The following is a 21,781-nucleotide window of genomic DNA, read 5'->3' as shown; positions in this document are numbered from 1 at the left end:
GATATAATTTTTTATTTGAAGAACTGCTGATTTGGTCTCGCGCAGATTTTGGACTCAAGCGATAGCGAACAGGAGGAGCGATTTAAGATTTGGGATTTTTAAAATCTAGTTACCATTTTGTTTTTTCGGAAAACCTAGAAACCATCATAGAACAGATTACATCTCCGTTGGCATTTAATAAAGTAGCGATTGGATCGACTAGAGTTCCTAGAATCATGGCAACTGGTAAAGCTTGTTCCATTGGAAAACCATAAACGGTAATGGCTAAAATTTCACCAATATAACCTCCATTTGGAATTCCGCCTTCGACAATCGAAACTACAATTGTAATTCCTAAAGCGAGAAGAATTGTCATAGGATCTGAAAAATCTTTCCCAAACATAGCAAACAAAAAGGTTATTTTCAAGATGGAAGACATACTTGAACCGTCTTTATGCAAAGGCGCCCCAAGCGGAATTACTAAATTCCTGACATGTGATGGAATTCCCATTTTTTCTGCTGCGTCCAAATTTGCGGGAATGGTTGCAATACTACTACAGGTTCCTATTGCGGTTAAAGACGGCGTTATATTGTTGCTCCAAAAAACTTTAAAAGCTTTTTTCCCACCAGCGACAAATGCATATAAACTAAAGAATACAAAGAAATAGAAAATACAAGCTGCATAATAAACTGCCATTGGTTTTGCATAAACTCCCAGTAATTGTGGTCCAAAAACTCCAACTTGATAAGCAAAATAAGCTCCTAAACCTATTGGTGCAGATTTCATGATGATGTTCAAAAGCTGTTTCATTACCTCATTTCCTGAATCTAAGAAACTCTTGAAAGCATTCCCTTTTTCTCCTGATTGTAATGTGGCAAAACCCACTAAAAAAGAGAAAATAATCAATGCCAGCATGCTTTTTCGGGATAACAATTCGAAGAAATCATTGGCTGTAAGCAGTTTTGCAATCTGATCTCCAGCTGACCCTGAGGCTACTTCTTCAAAGGGAACTTTAGCTATCGCAATATCTTCATGAATTGGAAAAAGATAAACGGCACAAATCATCACAATGGCCGAAATCAAAATGGTAGCGAGAAAAACCAAAATCATGATAATAAACAGTTTCCCTAATTTTTCTGTTCGTTCCAAATTAGCAATCGACGAACCAATCGTAAAAAAAATAAGGGGAATAATGGCTGTAAAAAGTAAATTCAGAAAAATATCTCCCAACGGTTTTATGATCAGAACATCTTCTCCAAATACTAACCCGAAAATACTTCCGATTATAATACCGCCTAGAAGCCATAAAATACTGCTGTAACTCTGCAAAAAATTGATTTTCTTAACTTCCATAATGATACAAGGATTTAGAATTCAGCAATATCTATATTTTTTAAACACATAGAAACATAGTTCCCTTTGTCTATAAAGGCGTTTCACTTATTTAAACAAACATAGCTATGTGTGAAAAATGTATTTTTCTTTTAATTCTTATCAACTAAAATTAAAAAAATCTATGTTTCTATGTGTTTAAAAATTTCTTCTATTTCTCCAGAACAATAGTAGTAAAAGCTCTCTCGACCAATTCGCCGGTTTTGCTTTTTACTTCTTCTGTTTGTGTCTCCGTATAAACAATTTTAAAATCTGATTTTTTGATTAATTCCTGCGCTTTTTCGGTGCTGTACAATTCAAACTCGAATTGCGTAAAAGGCAGTTTTTTCATAAAATCTTCTTCCGCAAATGTCAAACAGAAATTTCCATTTGGTTTTAAAACCCTGTAGATTTCCGAAAGCAATTCTTCAGGCTTCTGCCAGAAATAAATCGTATTTACTGTGAAAATTTTATCAAATAACTCATCTTCAAACGGAATCGTATTTCCGTCATAAAGTGAAAAGAAAGCCTGTTTTTGAGAAACAAAATTACGGTTAATCTGGCGGGCTTCCTGAAACATCAGTTCCGACATTTCCAGTCCGTAATATTTTAGTTTTTCGGCTTGTTCAAACAAAAATTCAACGTGACCTGCGTTGCCATGTCCGAGTTCTAGAATTCTGTTTTCGTTTGAAATATTTAGATTCTGAATCGAATGTTTGGTCATATTGATGTTCGTTTCGTTCATCATATTGCCCATTTCGATTCCTTTTTCTCCCGATGGATGTTTCAATTGAGAGGCTATGGCTTGTAGTTCTTCTTGTTTCATGGTGTAAAAATTTAAATTCCAATTTAAAAATTGCTTCGCCAATTCGCTTACGCTCGGGTCCAAATTCCAACTTTTTTGTCATTTCGACCGAAAGGAGAAATCACACTAGAAACTCCGCACAGAAAGTCGCCAATCTTTGTCGAATCCCGCGTGTGATTTCTCCCTTCGGTCGAAATGACAAAACAAACGTTATATCGTGCAAAGACCTTAAAAAACCTGACTTGCAATCTGGCGGATATTCTCAGATTTACCCATTGAATAATAGTGTAAAAACGGAACTCCTGCGGCTTTTAATTCTAATGATTGCTGAATCGCCCATTCGATTCCGACTTGTTTGATTTCAGCGTTATTTTTACATTTATCTACAGCATCGATTAAATCTTCAGGTAAATCGATTCTGAAAATCTGTGGTAAAACTTGTAAATGTCTTTGAACTGCAATTGGCTTAATTCCGGGAATAATCGGAATTGTGATGCCCATTTCTCTTGCTTTTTCTACAAAGGCAAAATATTTTGAGTTGTCAAAAAACATTTGTGTTACGACATAATCTGCTCCTGCGTCTACTTTTTCTTTTAATCTTTTTAAATCTGATTGTAAAGATGGAGACTCTAAATGTTTTTCCGGATATCCTGCAACACCAATACAAAAATCGGCTTTGTTATCTGCATCGATTACTTCGTGAAGGTATTGCCCGCAGTTTAAATCTTTAATTTGTTTAACCAAATCAATTGCATAATGATTTCCCCCTGCTTTTGGCACAAAAGATTGTTCGTCTTTCATTGCATCTCCACGAAGCGCCATTACATTGTTGATTCCTAAATAATGACAATCAACCAGCATATACTCGGTTTCTTCTTTGGTAAAACCACCACAAAGCAAATGCGGAACAGTGTCAACATTGTATTTGTGTTTTATAGAAGCGCAAATTCCAAGCGTTCCCGGACGCATACGAGTTAATTTCTTATCCAAAAGTCCGTTACCTTTATCAATATAAATATATTCTTCACGAGAAGTCGTTACATCAATAAATGGCGGATTAAATTCCATTAACGGATCAATATTATCGTATAATTCCTGAATGCTTTTCCCCTTTTGAGGCGGAATAATTTCAAATGAGAATAATGTTTTTCCTTTGGCGTTTTCTATATGCTCTGTTACTTTCATTTTTTAAGTTATGGGTTATGAGTTAAGTGTTTTGAGTTTTTAGTTCGTGTAAAAAATCTGAAATCAAAAACTTAAATCAAATATTTGTTGTTTCAAGTTTAAAGTTTCAGGTTTCAAGTTGCTGTACAGAACTTGAAACTTAAAACCTGAAACCTGAAACTTTTTTCGTTAATCTGCTATATTAGGGTTTAACCACTTCATTGCGTAATCCGTTGGAACATTGCGTCGTTTGGCGTAATCTACTACCTGATCTTCTTTTATTTTTCCGAGTCCGAAATAGCGGCTTTTTGGGTTTCCGAAATAATATCCTGAAACCGATGAAGCTGGCCACATCGCCATACTTTCTGTCAGCGTTACTCCTATTTCTTCAGCTACATTTAAAAGTTTCCAGATTGTTGGTTTTTCCAAGTGATCTGGACAAGCTGGATAACCTGGAGCAGGACGAATTCCTTTATAATTTTCTTTAATCAATTCTTCGTTGGTTAACGATTCTTCGCTATCATAACCCCAGAAATCTTTACGAACTCTCTCGTGAAGATATTCGGCGAAAGCCTCTGCAAAACGATCGGCAAGCGCTTTCACCATAATCGAATTGTAATCGTCTAAATTCTTTTCGTATTCCGCTGCCCATTCATCAACACCAAAACCAGTTGTTACGCAGAAAGTTCCCATATAATCTTCTATTCCGCTGTCTTTTGGCAGAATAAAATCGGCCAAAGCGATGTTTGGAGCTCCTTTTGTTTTTTGTGACTGCTGACGAAGCGTTAAGAATTTCTCCAAAACTTTTCCGTTTTCATCGCGCAATTCGATATCGTCGTCATCAACCTGATTTGCAGGGAAAATTCCGTAAATACCTTTTGCTTTTAGTTTCTTCTCTTCTAAAATAACTTTCAGCATTGCCTGAGCATCGTTAAAAACAGAAGTCGCTTGTTCTCCCACAACCTCATCCGTTAAAATTGCCGGATATTTTCCGTACAATTCCCAAGTCTGGAAAAATGGTGTCCAGTCGATATACGGAACCAAAACATCTAATTCAACTTCGACAATTTGTTTGCCAATTACTTTTGGTTTAGTTGGCGTATATTCCGACCAATCCAATGGCAATTTATTTTTACGGGCATCTTCAATCGTCAGGAAGTTTTTATCTCTTGAACGATTTAAAAATGTTTCTCTAAAAGAATCGTATTCTGCACGAATATCTGCCGCATATATTTTTCGGTTATGATCCAACAGATTTCCTGCAACGGTAACGGCTCTAGAAGCATCGTTTACGTGAATTACAGTTTCTCTGTATTGAGGCGCAATTTTCACGGCCGTATGCGCGCGCGAAGTGGTTGCTCCACCAATCATAATCGGGATTTTAATTCCTTGTTTGTCTAATTCTTTGGCCAAATACACCATTTCGTCAAGCGAAGGTGTAATCAGTCCGCTTAATCCAATAATGTCTACATTGTGTTCAATCGCAGCCGAAATAATTTTTTCCGGAGGCACCATAACGCCAAGATCTACAATCTCGTAATTGTTACAAGCCAAAACCACCGAAACAATGTTTTTACCAATATCGTGAACATCGCCTTTTACAGTCGCCATCAAGATTTTTCCGTTTCCTTGTTTGTCTCCGGCTTGTTTGCTTGCTTCAATAAATGGCAATAAATAAGCCACCGCTTTTTTCATTACACGAGCCGATTTTACTACCTGAGGCAAGAACATTTTTCCGCTTCCGAACAAATCTCCAACTACATTCATTCCGGCCATTAAATTGATCTCGATAACTTCAATTGGTTTTGTTGCAGCCAAACGTGCTTCTTCAACATCTTCTTCAATAAAAGCATCGATTCCTTTTACCAACGAATGCGTAATACGATCCTGAACAGATCCTAAACGCCATTCCTGAATGGCTTTTTCATCACTTTTTACTTCACCTTTTACATTTTCTGCAAAATCTAAAAGTCGTTCAGTAGCATCGTCACGTCTATCTAAAATTACGTCTTCAACGTGTTCTAATAAATCTTTCGGAATATCATCGTAAATCGTCAACATCTCTGGATTTACGATTCCCATCGTCATTCCGTTTTTGATTGCGTGGTATAAAAACACCGAATGCATCGCTTCACGAACCGTATCGTTTCCTCTAAAAGAGAACGAAACGTTACTCACTCCACCACTGATATGCGCGTGCGGAAGATTTTCTCGAACCCATTTTGTTCCTCTAAAGAAATCCAAAGCGTTTAATCTATGCTCTTCCATTCCCGTTGCAACCGGGAAAATATTCAAATCGAAAATAATATCCTGCGGAGGAAACCCTACTTTGTTCACCAAAATATCATACGAACGCTGACAAATCTCCACTCGGCGATCGTAATTATCCGCCTGACCAACTTCATCAAAAGCCATGATAATTGCCGCCGCGCCGTAACGTTTGATTAATCGTGCGTGGTGAATAAAAGCTTCTTCGCCTTCTTTTAACGAAATCGAGTTTACAACGCTTTTTCCTTGTACTACTTTCAGACCTGCTTCGATGATTTCCCATTTCGAACTATCGATCATAATCGGCACTCTCGAAATGTCTGGTTCTGCAGCAATTAAATTCAAAAATTTAGTCATTGCAGTAACACCATCAAGCATTCCTTCATCCATATTAATATCGATGATTTGTGCTCCTCCTTCTACTTGCTGTCTTGCAATATCAAGCGCCTCGTCATATTTCTCTTCCTTGATTAATCTCAAGAATTTTCTTGAACCTGTTACGTTTGTACGCTCACCAACATTCACGAAAACACTTTCGGGCGTAATGATCAACGGTTCTAATCCTGATAATACAAGGTCTCTTCTTTTTTCTGTCATTTCTTTTTAAAGTTACTGAGATTCTAAGATGCTTAGATTCTGAGTTTTTTTATTCTATTTTCTTTCCTGCGAGGTTTTTAAAACCTTGTAGGTATTTATGTTTATTATTTTGGGCGTGTCCCTCCGGGTCGGGCTATCCGTTACAAGTCCTCGCTCTTCCTTCGTCAGGCTGTGGGTTTTTCACTACTATCCCTCACGCAAACTCGGTTTCATAAGAGAACCGAATTATTCAATATATTTTTCCATTGGCTCTCTGTATCTAGAAATACCTTTCAACATCTTCGAATTATGTAAATCTTCTACATTTACTTCTGAGGAAGAAATTAAAGTTCCTCCACCGTTAACGTCAATTTCTGTCTCATTTAATTTTATCTTTCCAACATACTTGAAATTCGATTTAAAAACTTTTAAATCATCCTTAAAAAAAAATCCAGTCCATAGTCCCTTAACTGGATTCCCTACAAGCAATTCAGTTTTGGCACACATTAAGTTTCCTTTTTCAAAATCTATAATCTTCAGCTGTTGTTGCTTAACCTCTTCTAAGATACCAACTGTAAATAAATCATCATCTTCATATTTAATCACAATTACTCCATAATAATTGCCATCTTGTTCATATGAATAACAATCCCCTATTTGAACTATGGAATCTGAAGTTTCAAGTTTTGTTTTTATTTCAGTTTTTGCATCCTTTGGCTCTAATGTTTCAACTGCTGGTTTTTCTTGAATTTCTTCATTTTTATTCAACTTTTTATAAGAATATATACCAAGTAATAATAACAAAATTGGTATTAAAATATAATGAACTCTCTTATTCTCCATACTTTCTTTTTCTTATAAAATTTTGTGTTCTCTTAAATTGAACTTTATTTTTTCTTAAAATCATACCTACAAGGTTTTGAAAACCTTGCAGGAAACGGAAATATTTATGCAATTACCGGCGCCACTCTCGGCTTATAATCCTTCGCAACCTCTGCCATTAATCGAATATGATCTGGTGTTGTTCCACAACAACCTCCGATGATATTGATTAAATTATCTTCCAAATATTCTTTAATAAATGCTTGTGTCTGCTCTGGCGTTTCATCGTATTGTCCGAAAGCATTTGGCAATCCTGCGTTTGGATGTGCCGAAACATTAAAGCTTGTGTTATGAGCTAATGTTTTTAAATACGGTTTCAGCAAATCGGCTCCAAGGGCGCAATTGAATCCTACACTTAATAACGGAATATGCGAAACTGAAATCAAAAACGCTTCAACTGTTTGTCCTGAAAGTGTTCTTCCTGAAGCATCTGTAATTGTTCCTGAAACCATAATCGGAATATCAAGATTGCGTTCTTCTTTTACTTCTTCGATCGCAAAAAGCGCAGCTTTTGCGTTTAACGTATCGAAAATCGTTTCTACTAAAAGCAAATCACAGCCACCGTCCATTAAAGCTTCTGCTTGTTGTTTGTACGCAATTCGTAAATCGTCGAACGTTACGGCTCTGTAACCTGGATCATTTACGTCTGGCGACATACTTGCCGTACGGTTTGTCGGCCCAATTGAGCCTGCTACGAAACGTGGTTTTTCCGGATTTTTTGCGGTAAACTCATCTGCCACTTGTCTTGCAATTTTTGCCGATTCGTAGTTTAACTCGTAAACCAAATCTTCCATGTGATAATCGGCCATACCGATTGTCGTTCCTGAGAAAGTATTGGTTTCTACAATGTCAGCACCAGCTTCGTAATATGCGGTGTGTACATCTCGGATTGCTTGTGGTTGTGTTAAGGATAGTAAATCGTTGTTTCCTTTTAACGGATGCGGGAAATCTTTGAAACGCTCTCCTCTGAAATCTTCTTCGGAGAAATTATAGCGTTGCAACATTGTTCCCATTGCTCCATCTAGGATTAGGATATTTTTTTTTATTGCTTCTTTTATCGTAATTGCCATGTTGTATTTGCCGCTAAGGCACTAAGGCACAAAGCTTTTTTAATTATAATTTTTGAAGGCTCTATTTAAACCCGACAGTCCCGAAGCCTCGGGATTGAAAACCCGTCGGGTTTAGCCTTCGATATTTTTCACATTAATTCCAAAAGTGCACTATTGCTGGCTCTTTAGCCCCGATTGAAGTGGAAATTATTTTGCTTTTTTCTTTAAAAAGCAAAATGATTGCAACGTAAAGCGGGAACTACTGACTGCAAAAATGCGCCAATGATTCGCTCCTGATACAGCATCTGTTTCAGTAAATATTATATGTTATCGAGAAAAGTTTTGAGAAATACGAGTATGTATTTGTGTTATCTATCTTTAATACTGGAAAATGTCGTATAAAGTAGAATTTAGCACCTTCTTTATGATAAAGGGTTGCTAAGGTTTCATCGGGTCTATCCCTCCGCCTTTCGTGATAACTGACAATAATTTTAAGAACAGTGCAAAGGTATGAAATAGGGTTTCTATTTGCAAATGTTTTTTTTGAAGTTGCTGAGAGGCTAAGATACTGAGATTCTAAGTTTAGAAATCTAATTATGTTTTATTTGGTTTAAGAATATATTGCTAAATTCTTGAAGCTATCATTGTTTCTTTTTACTTGCTTTTGCAATAGGATTAAAATCTAAACAAAGTTGAAGCCAATACTCCATATCTTGATTTCTTGTCCAGCCAATTTCGGCAATAAAAACATAGTTTTTCATTGGCTTTTCTGCATTAGGCATTGGCAACACATCATCTCTTTCTATGGCCTTTAAATAAGCTGAATCATCTATTCTGCATAGCAAAAGATTTTCTCCAACTTTTTTATCTAAACGAGTTCCACAGCATAATTTGTTATCTACCATGAAAACAATACCACCAAACATTTTCTTTTCGAAAAAATCGGTGCCTTTATGTTGGAGAAACGTTCTAATTCTCTTTGCATTATCTTCGTCGAAAGCCATATATTTAGATTCTAAGGTTTTAAGTTACTAAGTTACTAAGTTACTAAGATACTAAGTTTAAAATTCTGTTGAATAAAAAAGCTCAAACTAAAAGTTTGAGCTTTCTATATAATAAATCTTAGAGTCTTAGTATCTCAGAATCTTAGCAACTTAGACAATCGCTTTAACAACCGCTTTTGGCGCTTCTTTACGAGTTCCGTCGAAACCGTCTACTCCTGAAACTGTTGTATATTTCAATACGTATTTTTTACCCGGATTGATGATTCCGTATGCGGCCTGGCACATTAAAGTTGCTTCGTGGAAACCGCAAAGGATTAACTTTAATTTTCCTGGATATGTATTTACGTCTCCAATAGCAAAGATTCCAGGAATGTTGGTTTGGTAATCTAATGCATTGTTTACTTTGATGGCATTTTTCTCGATTTCTAATCCCCAGTCTCCAATTGGACCTAATTTTGGTGTTAATCCGAAAAGTGGAATGAAATAATCGCATTCGATTTTACGGTGTGCGCCGTTTTCTTCGATGTCTAATGACTCTACGTGCTCTGCACCGTTGATTCCGATAACCTCAGCTGGTGTAATCAATTTGATTTTTCCTGCTGATTTTAATTCCTGTACTTTTTCTACTGAATCCAGAGCTCCTCTAAATTCGTTTCTTCTGTGGATTAAAGTTACTTCTGAGGCTACATTTGCCAAGAAAATTGACCAGTCTAATGCTGAATCTCCTCCTCCTGCAATGACAACTCTTTTGTCTCTGAATTTTTCAGGATTTTTGATGAAGTATTTTACTCCTTTATCTTCATAAAACTCGATATCTTCGATAAGTGGTTTACGAGGCTCGAAACTTCCTAATCCTCCAGCGATTGCGATAACCGGTGCGTGGAATTTAGTTCCTTTGTTTGAGGTTACAATGAATGTTCCGTCTTCTTGCTTTTCAACAGTTTCAGCACGCTCTCCTAAAGTAAATCCTGGCTCAAATTGTTTGATTTGCTCCATTAATCCGTCAACTAAATCTCCTGCTAATACTTCTGGAAATCCAGGAATATCATAAATAGGTTTCTTAGGATATAATTCTGAAAGTTGTCCTCCTGGCTGAGGCAACGCATCTAAAATGTGGCATTTTAATTTTAATAATCCTGCCTCGAAAACGGCAAATAAACCTGTTGGGCCTGCTCCAATTATAAGTATATCTGTTTTAATCATTATGGTTGTTGTTTATAATCATTCTTAATAATACAAAGAAACGAATAATTTATTCTTTAATCAATGATTTTTATCATTGATTTCTTTGTCCAATTTTCTACTCTTTATTTTTTAATGAAGAGGTAATCTCATTCATTCTTTTAACCTTTTCTTCAAAATTACCTTTTAAGGTTTTTCTGTATTCATTCAGGTTTTCAACCATTTGATTGATGTCTTCCGGAATTACTTCTTCGAAAAACTCACGCAATCTCTTTGCCGTTGTTGGTGATTTTCCGTTGGTTGAAATAGCAATTTTTACATTCCCTTTCGTTACGATTCCGCCTAAATAATAGTCACATAAATCGGGCGTATCGGCGATATTGCAAATCAGATAACGTTTTCTCGATAATTCGTAAACTCTTTTATTCACTTTCAAATCGTCTGTACAGGCAATTACCATGTGACGTTTTTTGAGCATTTTCTTTTTAAACTTCGATTTTGTCAATTTAATCGAAGGATGATTTTCCGCTAAAACTTTAATTTCTAAATGAAATTCTTTTGCTACTACCTCAACATTTGCATTCGGACTTGACTTTAGCAAGAAAGAAAGCTTTTCCAATCCTACATTTCCTCCGCCAACAATTAAAACGTTCAAATTGTGAAGTTTTAGGAATATGGGATATAATTCGTTCTGTTCCATTTTAATTTAATTTCATCTAAACAAAATTAGATGATTTTTTAATGAATATTGAATTAAATATCCATGCGTTCCCGAGGTTGAAACCTCGGGCTATGTTTTCCAATCTTTCGTTTATTCCCCGGATTAAAATCCGGCGCTACAATATGAATCGTTCCTTCGGAACTTTACCATCAAAACGGATTCTCTTTGGCTACATCGGGTTGAAACCCGACGCTACAATATTTGCCGTTCCTTCGGAACTTTATCTTACGATTTCTTTTGATAGAAATTCTTCGTAAAAATCTTTTAGTTTATTGCTTTCTCTTACAACTTCGCCTAAAACAATAATCGCTGGTGACCCCAATTCTTTTTGTTTTACAACTTCTAAAATTGAATCTACGGTTCCAACTCCCACTTTTTCTTCTGTTGTTGTTCCGTTTTGGATGATTGCAACTGGTAAATTTCCTTTATCTTCTTTTTGAAACAAATCGATGATTTGAGGCAATTTGTGCATTCCCATTAAAATCACAACTGTTGCAGATGATTTGGCTGATAAAGCAATATCCGAGGATAATTTTCTATCAGAAGTTGTTCCGGTAATCGCCCAAAAGCTTTCTGAAACGCCACGTTTTGTAATCGAAATTCCCTGACTCGCAGGAACCGCAACTACTGATGAAATTCCGGGAACTACTATGGTTTCTATTCCGAAACTTTCTGCAAATTCTACTTCTTCGCTTCCTCTTCCAAAAATAAACGGATCTCCGCCTTTTAGTCGCACAACATGTCCATACGTCAAAGCATTATCCACAATCAATTGATTGATTTGATCCTGCGTGTAAGCATGATTTCCGATTCTTTTTCCAACAAAAATTCGGATGGCAGTTTTCGGTGCGTAATCCAGAATTTCTTCGTTGGCCAAAGCGTCGTATAAAACCACTTTAGCTTCAGCTAGTGCTTTTACGGCTTTAAGCGTAAGCAAATCGGGATCGCCGGGACCTGCGCCAACTAAAGTTACTTTGGGTTTACTATTAAGCATTTGCTAATTCTTGAGCTCTGTATTTTTCGATGGTATCAAAAAATGAAATTCCTTGTTGAATGTATGCTTTTGCAAATGCTTCTGAAGGTTCATTTTGATTGATTTGATATACCAATTCTCTGAATGTTGTTGCCAATTCTATTTTAGAACTTGCAATGAAAACAGTATCAAATAAGTCTACAATTCCTGCGTGATTATTTGTTTTTTCGTTTTCAGCAAGCAATAATGCTTTAGCACCATTTACAAATCCAGCATAAGCATGATAAATTGCATCTGACCATTTTCCTTCGTCGAAAGATTCTTGTGCGAACGTTAATTTATCTTTGGCTTCTAATAATAATGTAGCAACCAAATCAATTACAACTCCGGCACATTCTCCAACCCCAACTGCTTTTACGTAGTTGTCGGCATTACCCCAATCGATGAAATCAGCTTCTGTTAAATTGGTTACATCTGCGAAAGGTTTTAAGATTTCGTAGAAATATTTTTCTCCTTTTGTATCATAATAATCTAGGAATCTTTGTCCGCTTCCGTTAGCATCAAAATCATTTAAAATGGTACGCAACGCATCAGGACCTCTACGACTAGGCACTTTGATTACTTTATCTGCAAATCGTCCTGCACCATTTCCTAATCTTCCTCCACCCAATAAAACTTGTAAAGCCGGAGCTACTAGTTTTCCTGAGTTGATAGACATTCCCTGGAAACCAATGGCAGACATATTATGTTGTCCGCAGGCATTCATACAACCTGAAATTTTAATTTCGATTTCGCGGTTGTTTAAATACTGAGGATATTCTGCCGTTAAAACTCTTTCTAATTCTTCTGCAATACCGGTACTACTTGCAATCCCCAAATTACAAGTATCAGTACCCGGACATGCCGTAATATCTCCAACTGAATTATATCCTAGCTGAACAAAGTCAAGTTTGGCTAATTCCTGATAAAAGAAAGGTAAATTCTCTTCTTTTATATGACGTATTACAATATTTTGACGCAATGAAAAACGTAATTCATTTGCTCCGTAATTCTTAATTAAATCGGCTAATAATCTGGCTTTATCGGTATAAAAATCGCCTAATAAAACTTTGATTCCGATGGCATAATAACCGTCTTGTTTCTGCTTGATTACATTCGAATTTTTCCACGCTTCATACGCTTTTGTATCTTCGATTGTAACTTGAGGAACTTCTAATAACGGCTCTGTAATTGGTCCTTCAAAAGCAGTGGTATCTATTTCGTAGGTTTCAAATGCGATGGCTTTTTTCTCTTGTTCAACCAAATCAAGGAAAACATCTCTTCCCATTTCTTTGATTAAGAATTTCATACGTGCTTTCATTCTTTTGGCACGTTCTCCGTATCTGTCGAAAATACGAATGATTCCTTCTGCTGTTGGAATGATTTCGTTTACCGGAACAAATTCCGAAAGCAATTCGGCATGTGCTGGCTGAGATCCTAAACCTCCTCCAAACATGATTTTGAAACCTTTTTGTCCGTCTTTAATTTTCGGAATAAATCCTAAATCGTGTAAATAACTCAAAGCGGTATCTTCATCTGAAGAAGAGAACGAAATTTTGAATTTACGTCCCATTTCCTGACAGATTGGGTTTCTTAACAAATATTGAAAAAGTCCGTGTGCATAAGGCGAAACATCAAATGGTTCGTTTACATCAACTCCTGCCAATTCGCTTCCTGTGATATTTCTAACTGTGTTTCCACAAGCTTCACGAAGCGTGATATCGTCTTTAGCCAAATCTGCCCAAAGCTCTGGTGTTCTGTCTAAACTCACATAGTGAATCTGGATATCCTGACGCGTTGTAATATGCAAACGTCCTGTAGAATATTCATCAGAAACTTGTGTGATACGCACTAATTGCTCGCTGGTTACTTTACCATAAGGCAATTTGATACGAATCATCTGAACGCCTTCCTGACGTTGCCCATAAATTCCACGCGCTAAACGAAGACTACGAAAACGCTCATCATCAATTTTTCCTCCACGGAATAAATGAATCTTTTTTTCTAATTCGATAATCTCTCTTTGAACTATCGGATTTTCTATTTCTGTTCTAAAACTTTCCATTTTCTTTAGTTGTTGGTTGTTAGTTGTTGGTTGTTGGTTTTCTGGCAGAATAACTATCAACCAAAAACCATAAACTATCAACTAGCGAATGAATCCTACTCCTGCTGTTGTGTTTGTTGCTGTATCAATTAAGATAAAAGCTCCGTTTGATTTGTTTTCATTGTATGAATCAAAATATAACGGCTTGCTTAATTTGATCGTTACTTCGCCAATTTCGTTAATAGCTAATTGTGAAGCTTCAGTCGTTCCTGAGTAATCTGTTGCAATTGTATTTTTAATGCTTTCTACTTTTGCTAAAACTCTGTTTGTATTGTGTTGTACCAAATATTTAGTTCCTGGAACCAATTTTTTACTGTCCATCCAGCAAACTGTCGTGGTAATATCTTTTTCAATTTTTGGAAGTTCTGATGATTTTACAATCATATCGCCTCTTGTTACATTGATATCATTTTCTAATTCGATTGTGATTGAAGAACCTGCAACGGCTTCGTCAAATGTTTTATCGAAAAAGTGAATTTTAGACACTTTAGATTCTGTTAAAGAAGGAAGAACCGTTACGGCATCTCCAACTTTTATTGAATTTCCGTATAATTTTCCTGCGTAACCTCTAAAATCGTGGTATTCTTCTGTTTTTGGACGAATCACAGTTTGAACTGGGAAACGTGCTTTTCCAGCTTCAAAAACATCATGAGCATGTAATCCTTCTAAATGTTCTAAAACAGTTTGACCTGTATACCAAGGCATATCTTTTGACTGATCAACTACGTTTCCGCCGTTGATTGCACTTAACGGAATATAACTTACGTTTTGTTCCTTGAAAGTACTTTTTGCATTTAATGCCTGAAAATCAGCTTTGATTTTATTGAAAACTTCTTCCGAATAATCAACTAAATCCATTTTATTAATCGCAACAATTACCTCTTTTACTCTCAATAAATTATTGATAAAAAAGTGACGGTATGTTTGTTCAATAACCCCTTTTCTGGCATCAATCAAAATAATAGAAACCTGAGAAGTTGAAGCTCCTGTAACCATGTTTCTTGTATATTCTACGTGACCCGGAGTATCGGCAATAATGTAACTTTTCTTTGCAGTTGAAAAATAAATATGCGCAACGTCAATCGTGATTCCTTGTTCTCTTTCTGCTACTAATCCGTCAGTTGCCAAAGAAAAATCAAGATAATCATATCCTTTTTGTTTACTGCTTTTTTCGATTGCTTCAATTTTATCAGTCGTCAATGATTTTGTATCGTACAATAATCTTCCGATCAAAGTACTTTTTCCGTCATCTACACTTCCTGCTGTTGCTATTTTTAAAACGTCCATCTTATATATTGTTTCAGGTTTAAAGTTTCAGGTTTCATGTTCTCTCGAAACTTTTAAATCTGTATGTTTTTGTTTTCTTGATTCTAACTTTTAATTTTTAATTCTCTATTTTTAATTGAATTAAAAGTATCCCTGTTGTTTTCTTTTTTCCATCGCCGCTTCAGAACGTTTATCATCGATTCTGGCTCCTCTCTCAGAAATGGTTGATGATCTGATTTCTCCAACTACTTCTTCGATTGTTGCTGCGTAAGATTCAACTGCTGCTGTACAACTCATATCTCCAACGGTTCTGAAGCGAACAATTCTTTCTTCGATTTGTTCGTCTTCTTCCTGGTACACAAAAGGAGAATGCGACCAGATTAAACCGTCTCTCAAAAAAACTTTTCTTTTATGTGAAAAATAGATTGATGGAATCTCGATATGTTCTTTTTCGATATAACTCCAAACATCTAATTCTGTCCAGTTTGAAATTGGGAAAACACGAACGTTTTGTCCATTTTCAATTTTTCCATTTAATATATCAAACAACTCAGGTCTTTGATTTTTTTCGTCCCATTGTCCGAAATCATCACGAACAGAGAAAATACGTTCTTTCGCTCTTGCTTTTTCTTCATCACGACGTGCACCACCGATACAAGCATCAAACTTAAACTCTTCAATTGCATCTAAAAGTGTTGTCGTTTGCAGACTGTTTCTACTAGAGTATTTTCCAGTTTCTTCAACTACTTTTCCTTCATCAATAGCATCCTGAACATTGCGAACGATCAACTCTAAACCTAATTCTTCTACTAATTTATCTCTGAAAGCGATTGTTTCAGGGAAATTGTGTCCTGTATCAACGTGCAAAAGAGGAAACGGAATCTTAGCAGGGAAAAATGCTTTTTGCGCCAAACGCACTAATGTGATAGAATCTTTTCCTCCTGAGAAAAGTAAAACCGGTTTGTCAAACTGTGAAATTACTTCTCTGAAAATGTATATCGCTTCACTCTCTAAAGCGTTTGTTTTTAATACTGAACTCATTGTTTTTTTGTTTGATATTTTTGTTGTGAAAATTTTGTTTCAGGTTTAAAGTTTCAAGTTCCCTGATCTAAAAATCCCCACTCTTTATTCTATAATCTATATTCTATTCTCTTTATTCTTTTTTCGCGCTATGCAAACCGCACTCTTTATGGCTTGATTCCCACCACCATCTTCCGGCTCTGATATCTTCACCTGGAAAGATTGCTCTTGTACAAGGCGCGCATCCAATACTTACGAAACCTTGTTTGTGTAAAGCATTTTGAGGAACATTATTATCAGAAAGATACGTTTCAACTTCTTCTAAAGTCCATTTTAGCAACGGATTGAATTTTATGATTTCGAAGTTTCCATCGTATTCAAACAGATTTAAATCTTGTCTGTTTTCTGATTGTTCGGCTCTTAATCCCGTAATCCAAACTGAGTTTCCTGCCAAAGCTTTTCTCAACGGAACCACTTTTCGAATAAAACAGCATTCTTTTCTGTTTTCAACTGAATCGTAAAAGCTGTTTGGGCCTTTTTCCTGTAATAGCTTTTCTACTGATGTTGCTTCTGGAAAGTAAACTTCGATTGGTCTTTTGTATTTTTTTAATGTTTTGTGAAAAACGTCATACGTTTCCTGAAATAATCTTCCTGTATCTAAAGTAAAAACAGTAATATCTGTGTTACTTTTTGCAATAAAATCAGTAATTACCTGATCTTCTTGCCCAAAAGAAGTCGAAAAAATTACTTTTCCCGGAAATTCTCCTGCTAAAAAAACTAAGGTTTCATCAAGTGAGAAAGCTGCAGTTTTCTCTAATAATTCTTGTACTATACTCGCACTCATAATCTCTTTCTCCCTATCTAAAGAATTACAATAATTTAGATAATGTTTTTAAACTCAATACTATAATTAAAACTCCAACCGCAACCATCATTGGTTTTCTTTTGATTTTATTTACCAAAAAAGCGGCTAATGGCGCAGAAATAACCCCTCCTAAAATCAATCCTATAATGACTTGCCAGCCGTGGATTCCTCCAAAAAGCATGAATGTAATTCCGCTTGCAAATGAAATCGCAAACTCAGCTGCGTTTACCGAACCGATGGTATATCTTGGATTTCTACCTCTTCCTAATAATGTTGACGTTACAATCGGCCCCCAGCCTCCACCTCCAACAGAATCCATAAAACCGCCAAAAACTGCTAAAAAGCCTAATTTTTTTGTTTTCTTTTTTACAATATTCTTTTTTAACGCTTTTCTAATAATGATAACCGCCAAAACAATCATGTAAACAGCAATAAATGGCTTAATTACATCTCCGTCAATAACATCAGACAACAAATAAGCTCCTGTAATCGAACCTAAAACACCTGGAATCAATAAATGTTTTACCAGTTTTTTATTAATGTTTCCGAATCTATGATGAGAAACTGCTGACGCTCCTGTTGTAAACATTTCCGAAACGTGAACTGCCGTACTGCTTACCACTGGCGGAACTCCATAAGCCAATAAAAATGACGTCGAAGTTGCCCCGTATCCCATTCCTAAAGTTCCATCAACCAACTGTGCAAAAACTCCAATCGCAAAAAACACTAAAAATTCCTGATTGAATCCTGCTACAAATCCGTCCCAGGAAAATTCAGCGTGATGATTGTATAATAAAGTGAATAATAAACCTACTAGTAAAACAACAGGAATTCCAATCCAAAGCTTCTCTTTAAAAGAGGCCGTATTATTTATTTTCAGTTCTTTCTCCATGTTAACAAGTTTAAATTCGCCTTGAAAACCTATTACCCTATCGGGTTAGTAGATTACTTTGCAAAAATACTACTTATTTCTAAATTACAAAGCAATATTATTATTTTTTTAAGCCCTTAATTAACCTTTTATTACATTCTAAAAGAGAGTTTTAAGAATTATGCCATATAATTTCACAAATAATGCCGTATTGCAAGATATTGCAACAATTTAAGCGTCAAAAAAATTTGGTTATTAAATACATTTTTTAATCTCTATAAAATCGATAGGATTATTATAAAATTGTTGTATTTTAGCCCCCAAACTTTTATTTATGGATTTTCAAATAGGTCTTGTAATTGCAGGATTAGTCGTTGGATTTATTGTTGGACTGACTGGAGTTGGCGGCGGTTCTTTAATGACTCCAATTTTATTATACTTCAATATTCCGCCAACAACCGCCGTAGGAACCGATTTATTATACGCTGCATTTACTAAAGCAGGAGGTGTTTTTGTTCACAACAAAAAAGGAAACGTCAACTGGAAAATTACAGGCTGGCTGACTCTTGGAAGCGTTCCTGCTTCTTTAATAACATTATGGATTTTAAACAGTATTAAAACTGATATTGAAACCATTAACCATGTTATTAAATATAGCTTAGGCTGGGCTTTACTATTTACTTCTGTTGCTATTATATTCAAAAATAAGATTTTGAAGTTCTCTCAAAAACATGCAGGAGATAAATTTCACAGTGAAAGCACGACTCAAAACGCACTAACTATAGGAATTGGAATTTTATTAGGAGCAACCGTAACACTTACTTCCATTGGAGCGGGAGCTTTAGGAACTGTAACTTTATTTTTTCTTTATCCATTATTACCAACACCAAGATTAGTAGGAACCGAAATTGCGCATGCCGTTCCTTTGACATTGGTTGCCGGAATCGGACATGCTTCTATGGGAAATTTAGATATTGGTTTATTAGGACAATTACTAATGGGTTCTCTTCCCGGAATCTACATGGGAAGCATGCTAAGCGGAAAAGTACCGGATCAATTCCTTAGAAACGCTATAGCCGTAATGCTTTTTATGGCTGGATACAAATTGATTTTTTAAATACGTTTTTAACCATATAAGTAATATAAGTCCATTTAAAAAAGCTGTAGACAAAGCCTAAAATGAACTTATATTACTTATATGGTGAAAAATTAGAATGCAATATCGGCCAAAGAATTACTTTCTAATATTTTAAGTGTATTATCTCTAACTTCGGTCATTAAACGACGTGCAGCACAGGAAGCTTCATCGTCACAGTCATCACATCTTTCGTAGAAATTATGACTGGCACATGGAAGTAACGCAATTGGTCCCTCAAGAATACGATATACTTTTGCCATACTGATATCTTTTGGATCTTTTATTAAATAATAACCACCGCCTTTTCCTTTTTTAGCACCGAGAAATCCAGAGTTTCTTAACAGCAATAAAATACTTTCTAAAAATTTTATCGAAATGTGTTCGCTTTTCGCAATTTCGGCAATCTGTACTGGTTCATTATTTTCGCGTCTTGCTAAATAAGTCAAAGCTTTGATTCCGTATTTTGTCTTTTTTGAAAGCATCTGTATGTTTTAGATCGCAGTTTTTCAACAGTTAATTGATTACCGCAAATTATTAAACAACAAAAATATGCTTTTTGTTTGAACTATCACAAAAGAATAAAGTTAAATTCTACTAATTCTATCAAATTACTTCTTTATTATTTTTTTTAAGCACACAAAAATAGGCTTTTTATAAAAATCCTAAATTAAAAAGACGATTCCCAATAGCAAACCTTACTATTAAAAATCGTCTTTATATATTAGAAATTAAAATATAAAGTCTAAAATCTGCAATCTAAAATTTAAGAAAGCGCTTGTTTCAAATCAGCAATTACATCTTCAACAGTTTCCAAACCAACAGAAACACGAACAAGACCTTGCGTAATACCAACTGCCAATTGATCTTCTTCAGATAATTTGCTGTGTGTTGTAGAAGCCGGATGTGTTACAATTGTTCTTGTATCTCCAATATTTGCCGATAATGAACAAAGATGAATTGCATTCAGGAATTTTCTTCCTGCTTCGATTCCTCCTTTAATTTCAAATGCAATAATGTTTCCACCTGCTCTCATCTGTTTTTTAGCAATTTCGTACTGCGGATGCGATTTCAGGAATGGATATTTTACACTGTTTACATTTGGATGGCTTTCTAAAAATTCAGCCACTTTTAAAGCGTTTTCGCAGTGTCTGTCTACACGAACTGCCAAAGTCTCTAAACTTTTTGACAAAACCCAAGCATTAAATGGAGATAAAGCAGGCCCTGTATTTCTTGAAAACAAATAAATCTGTCTGATTAACTCTGCATCTCCAACAGTTACTCCCCCTAAAACACGTCCTTGTCCGTCAATTAATTTTGTTGCTGAATGAATTACCAAATGTGCTCCAAATTTAATTGGCTGCTGTAAATATGGTGTTGCAAAACAGTTGTCGATAATTAAAATCAAGTTGTGCTTTTTAGCAATATTCCCTAACAATTCTAAATCAATTACATCTACCCCAGGATTTGTTGGGGATTCAGCGTATAATATTTTGGTGTTTGGTTTGATAAAACTCTCGATTGTTTCTGGCTTATTAATTTCGAAATACGAAGTTTCGATATTCCATTTCGGGAAATAAGTCATAAACAAAGCATGAGTAGAACCAAAAACACTGCTTGCAGAAACAATATGATCTCCGGAGTTTAATAACGCCGCAAAAGTAGAATATACTGCCGCCATTCCTGTTGCAAAAGCATAACCAGAATCTGCTCCTTCCATTTTGCAGATCTTGTCTACAAACTCTGAAGTATTTGGATTACTGAAACGACTGTAAATATTTCTTTCTTTTTCTTCTGTAAATGAAGCGCGCATATCTTCCGCATCTTCAAATACAAAACTTGACGATAGGTATAATGGCACCGAATGCTCTAAATACTGTGATCTTTCTAATTGTGTTCTAATGGCTTGTGTTTCAAAACCAAATTCTTCTGTATTCATTGTTTGTTGTTTTTTGTTTTTTTGTTTCAAGTTTCAGGTTTCAAGTTTTAAAAACTGAAATCTAAACTAAAACAAGTCAATTATTTATGCGAAATCTGAGCATTTTCTAATTATCTAATTGACAAATTATCTAATTTATAAAGCCTCGTTGTTCAAGACAACTTTGTAGCTTATTGTTGCTGTTGGTTCCACTGTTTTGGCAACTGAACAGTATTTCTCAAAAGAAAGCTGTGCTGCTTTTTTTGCTTTTTCCGGATTGATTTCTCCTTCTAAATAAAAAACCACATCGATTTCTTTAAAAGGTTTTGCTTCTTCGATCTGAACACGCGTTCCTTCAACTTCAGCGTTAAAAGAAGTGATTTCCTGACGCTGTTTTTTTAAGATTGAAATCATATCAATAGCACTGCAACCTGCAACTCCCATTAATACTAATTCCATTGGACTTGCTCCTAAATCGCTTCCTCCAAATTCGGCTCTGCTGTCAACATCAACTACGTGTCCGCGTTCATTTTTTACTTTGAAATGAAAGGCGTCATTTACTCTGTTTAAAGTTACTTTCATGGTATT

19 protein-coding genes and 1 riboswitch are annotated in these 21,781 nt (G+C 35.5%); of the genes, 1 reads left to right on the top strand and 18 read right to left on the bottom strand.

The genetic code is table 11. The features are described from left to right. Window positions 1-109: 109 nt before the first annotated feature. The 15 genes from GSY47_RS03260 to GSY47_RS03190 all read right to left on the bottom strand — a co-directional run bounded on the left by GSY47_RS03260 (window position 110) and on the right by GSY47_RS03190 (window position 18,161). Window positions 110-1,333, bottom strand: coding sequence for a dicarboxylate/amino acid:cation symporter (locus tag GSY47_RS03260; RefSeq protein WP_179003205.1), 1,224 nt, complete (start codon window positions 1,331-1,333; stop codon window positions 110-112). Window positions 1,334-1,523: 190 nt separating this feature from the next. Further along, complete coding sequence (locus tag GSY47_RS03255; RefSeq protein WP_179003206.1) at window positions 1,524-2,177, bottom strand: class I SAM-dependent methyltransferase; 654 nt, start codon at window positions 2,175-2,177, stop codon at window positions 1,524-1,526. Window positions 2,178-2,384: 207 nt separating this feature from the next. Next, the gene (gene metF, locus GSY47_RS03250) at window positions 2,385-3,341 is read right to left on the bottom strand and encodes a methylenetetrahydrofolate reductase [NAD(P)H] (RefSeq protein WP_179003207.1); all 957 of its coding nucleotides are present in this window, start codon (window positions 3,339-3,341) and stop codon (window positions 2,385-2,387) included. A gap of 168 nt (window positions 3,342-3,509) precedes the next feature. Next, window positions 3,510-6,185 carry a methionine synthase gene (metH, locus tag GSY47_RS03245; protein WP_179003208.1) on the bottom strand — a complete coding sequence of 892 codons (2,676 nt, stop codon included), beginning with the start codon at window positions 6,183-6,185 and terminating at the stop codon, window positions 3,510-3,512. A 225-nt stretch (window positions 6,186-6,410) separates the two neighbouring features. Then, window positions 6,411-7,007, bottom strand: coding sequence for a hypothetical protein (locus tag GSY47_RS03240; protein ID WP_179003209.1), 597 nt, complete (start codon window positions 7,005-7,007; stop codon window positions 6,411-6,413). A gap of 104 nt (window positions 7,008-7,111) precedes the next feature. Continuing rightward, the gene (locus GSY47_RS03235; protein WP_179003210.1) at window positions 7,112-8,116 is read right to left on the bottom strand and encodes a homocysteine S-methyltransferase family protein; all 1,005 of its coding nucleotides are present in this window, start codon (window positions 8,114-8,116) and stop codon (window positions 7,112-7,114) included. A 344-nt stretch (window positions 8,117-8,460) separates the two neighbouring features. Then, window positions 8,461-8,577, bottom strand: a riboswitch (SAM riboswitch). Window positions 8,578-8,736: 159 nt separating this feature from the next. After that, entirely contained in the window at window positions 8,737-9,099 is a 363-nt protein-coding gene (locus tag GSY47_RS03230; protein ID WP_179003211.1) for a TfoX/Sxy family protein, read from the bottom strand. Between the two features lie 150 nt (window positions 9,100-9,249). Beyond that, window positions 9,250-10,302 carry an NAD(P)/FAD-dependent oxidoreductase gene (locus tag GSY47_RS03225; RefSeq protein WP_044047573.1) on the bottom strand — a complete coding sequence of 351 codons (1,053 nt, stop codon included), beginning with the start codon at window positions 10,300-10,302 and terminating at the stop codon, window positions 9,250-9,252. A 97-nt stretch (window positions 10,303-10,399) separates the two neighbouring features. Continuing rightward, window positions 10,400-10,981 carry a precorrin-2 dehydrogenase/sirohydrochlorin ferrochelatase family protein gene (locus GSY47_RS03220; protein ID WP_155101334.1) on the bottom strand — a complete coding sequence of 194 codons (582 nt, stop codon included), beginning with the start codon at window positions 10,979-10,981 and terminating at the stop codon, window positions 10,400-10,402. Window positions 10,982-11,222: 241 nt separating this feature from the next. Next, complete coding sequence (gene cobA / locus GSY47_RS03215; protein WP_179003212.1) at window positions 11,223-11,996, bottom strand: uroporphyrinogen-III C-methyltransferase; 774 nt, start codon at window positions 11,994-11,996, stop codon at window positions 11,223-11,225. Further along, entirely contained in the window at window positions 11,989-14,079 is a 2,091-nt protein-coding gene (locus tag GSY47_RS03210) for a HEPN domain-containing protein (protein WP_179003213.1), read from the bottom strand. Before GSY47_RS03210 ends, cobA begins: the two co-directional genes overlap by 8 nt. A gap of 81 nt (window positions 14,080-14,160) precedes the next feature. Beyond that, entirely contained in the window at window positions 14,161-15,405 is a 1,245-nt protein-coding gene (locus GSY47_RS03205) for a sulfate adenylyltransferase subunit 1 (RefSeq protein WP_179003214.1), read from the bottom strand. 120 nt (window positions 15,406-15,525) lie between these two features. Beyond that, the gene (gene cysD, locus GSY47_RS03200) at window positions 15,526-16,425 is read right to left on the bottom strand and encodes a sulfate adenylyltransferase subunit CysD (protein ID WP_017497285.1); all 900 of its coding nucleotides are present in this window, start codon (window positions 16,423-16,425) and stop codon (window positions 15,526-15,528) included. 112 nt (window positions 16,426-16,537) lie between these two features. Then, complete coding sequence (locus GSY47_RS03195) at window positions 16,538-17,248, bottom strand: phosphoadenylyl-sulfate reductase (RefSeq protein ID WP_179003215.1); 711 nt, start codon at window positions 17,246-17,248, stop codon at window positions 16,538-16,540. A 25-nt stretch (window positions 17,249-17,273) separates the two neighbouring features. After that, a complete protein-coding gene (locus GSY47_RS03190; RefSeq protein ID WP_179003216.1) occupies window positions 17,274-18,161 on the bottom strand; it encodes a sulfite exporter TauE/SafE family protein in 888 nt (295 codons plus the stop codon). A 313-nt stretch (window positions 18,162-18,474) separates the two neighbouring features. Here GSY47_RS03190 and GSY47_RS03185 point away from each other — a divergent pair, with 313 nt between their 5' ends. After that, a complete protein-coding gene (locus tag GSY47_RS03185; protein WP_179003217.1) occupies window positions 18,475-19,257 on the top strand; it encodes a sulfite exporter TauE/SafE family protein in 783 nt (260 codons plus the stop codon). Window positions 19,258-19,349: 92 nt separating this feature from the next. Here the strand turns inward: GSY47_RS03185 and GSY47_RS03180 are convergent, their stop codons facing one another. The 3 genes from GSY47_RS03180 to GSY47_RS03170 form a co-directional block, all read right to left on the bottom strand. Then, a complete protein-coding gene (locus GSY47_RS03180) occupies window positions 19,350-19,760 on the bottom strand; it encodes an RrF2 family transcriptional regulator (protein ID WP_179003218.1) in 411 nt (136 codons plus the stop codon). A 281-nt stretch (window positions 19,761-20,041) separates the two neighbouring features. Then, complete coding sequence (locus GSY47_RS03175) at window positions 20,042-21,214, bottom strand: trans-sulfuration enzyme family protein (protein ID WP_179003219.1); 1,173 nt, start codon at window positions 21,212-21,214, stop codon at window positions 20,042-20,044. Between the two features lie 135 nt (window positions 21,215-21,349). Further along, the gene (locus GSY47_RS03170) at window positions 21,350-21,775 is read right to left on the bottom strand and encodes an OsmC family protein (protein ID WP_129746168.1); all 426 of its coding nucleotides are present in this window, start codon (window positions 21,773-21,775) and stop codon (window positions 21,350-21,352) included. Window positions 21,776-21,781 lie beyond the last annotated feature (6 nt).

It is taken from the genome of Flavobacterium quisquiliarum (genome assembly GCF_019308285.1).
Classification (GTDB): domain Bacteria; phylum Bacteroidota; class Bacteroidia; order Flavobacteriales; family Flavobacteriaceae; genus Flavobacterium; species Flavobacterium quisquiliarum.
Note: the sequence above shows the minus strand (reverse complement) of the source record. Positions and strands in the feature narration are given on the sequence as shown.

Coding starts and splice junctions, on each gene's coding strand:
- GSY47_RS03260 (WP_179003205.1), bottom strand. CDS start 1,333: ATGGAAGTTAAGAAAATCAATTTTTTGCAGAGTTACAGCAGTATTTTA.
- GSY47_RS03255 (WP_179003206.1), bottom strand. CDS start 2,177: ATGAAACAAGAAGAACTACAAGCCATAGCCTCTCAATTGAAACATCCA.
- metF (WP_179003207.1), bottom strand. CDS start 3,341: ATGAAAGTAACAGAGCATATAGAAAACGCCAAAGGAAAAACATTATTC.
- metH (WP_179003208.1), bottom strand. CDS start 6,185: ATGACAGAAAAAAGAAGAGACCTTGTATTATCAGGATTAGAACCGTTG.
- GSY47_RS03240 (WP_179003209.1), bottom strand. CDS start 7,007: ATGGAGAATAAGAGAGTTCATTATATTTTAATACCAATTTTGTTATTA.
- GSY47_RS03235 (WP_179003210.1), bottom strand. CDS start 8,116: ATGGCAATTACGATAAAAGAAGCAATAAAAAAAAATATCCTAATCCTA.
- GSY47_RS03230 (WP_179003211.1), bottom strand. CDS start 9,099: ATGGCTTTCGACGAAGATAATGCAAAGAGAATTAGAACGTTTCTCCAA.
- GSY47_RS03225 (WP_044047573.1), bottom strand. CDS start 10,302: ATGATTAAAACAGATATACTTATAATTGGAGCAGGCCCAACAGGTTTA.
- GSY47_RS03220 (WP_155101334.1), bottom strand. CDS start 10,981: ATGGAACAGAACGAATTATATCCCATATTCCTAAAACTTCACAATTTG.
- cobA (WP_179003212.1), bottom strand. CDS start 11,996: ATGCTTAATAGTAAACCCAAAGTAACTTTAGTTGGCGCAGGTCCCGGC.
- GSY47_RS03210 (WP_179003213.1), bottom strand. CDS start 14,079: ATGGAAAGTTTTAGAACAGAAATAGAAAATCCGATAGTTCAAAGAGAG.
- GSY47_RS03205 (WP_179003214.1), bottom strand. CDS start 15,405: ATGGACGTTTTAAAAATAGCAACAGCAGGAAGTGTAGATGACGGAAAA.
- cysD (WP_017497285.1), bottom strand. CDS start 16,425: ATGAGTTCAGTATTAAAAACAAACGCTTTAGAGAGTGAAGCGATATAC.
- GSY47_RS03195 (WP_179003215.1), bottom strand. CDS start 17,248: ATGAGTGCGAGTATAGTACAAGAATTATTAGAGAAAACTGCAGCTTTC.
- GSY47_RS03190 (WP_179003216.1), bottom strand. CDS start 18,161: ATGGAGAAAGAACTGAAAATAAATAATACGGCCTCTTTTAAAGAGAAG.
- GSY47_RS03185 (WP_179003217.1), top strand. CDS start 18,475: ATGGATTTTCAAATAGGTCTTGTAATTGCAGGATTAGTCGTTGGATTT.
- GSY47_RS03180 (WP_179003218.1), bottom strand. CDS start 19,760: ATGCTTTCAAAAAAGACAAAATACGGAATCAAAGCTTTGACTTATTTA.
- GSY47_RS03175 (WP_179003219.1), bottom strand. CDS start 21,214: ATGAATACAGAAGAATTTGGTTTTGAAACACAAGCCATTAGAACACAA.
- GSY47_RS03170 (WP_129746168.1), bottom strand. CDS start 21,775: ATGAAAGTAACTTTAAACAGAGTAAATGACGCCTTTCATTTCAAAGTA.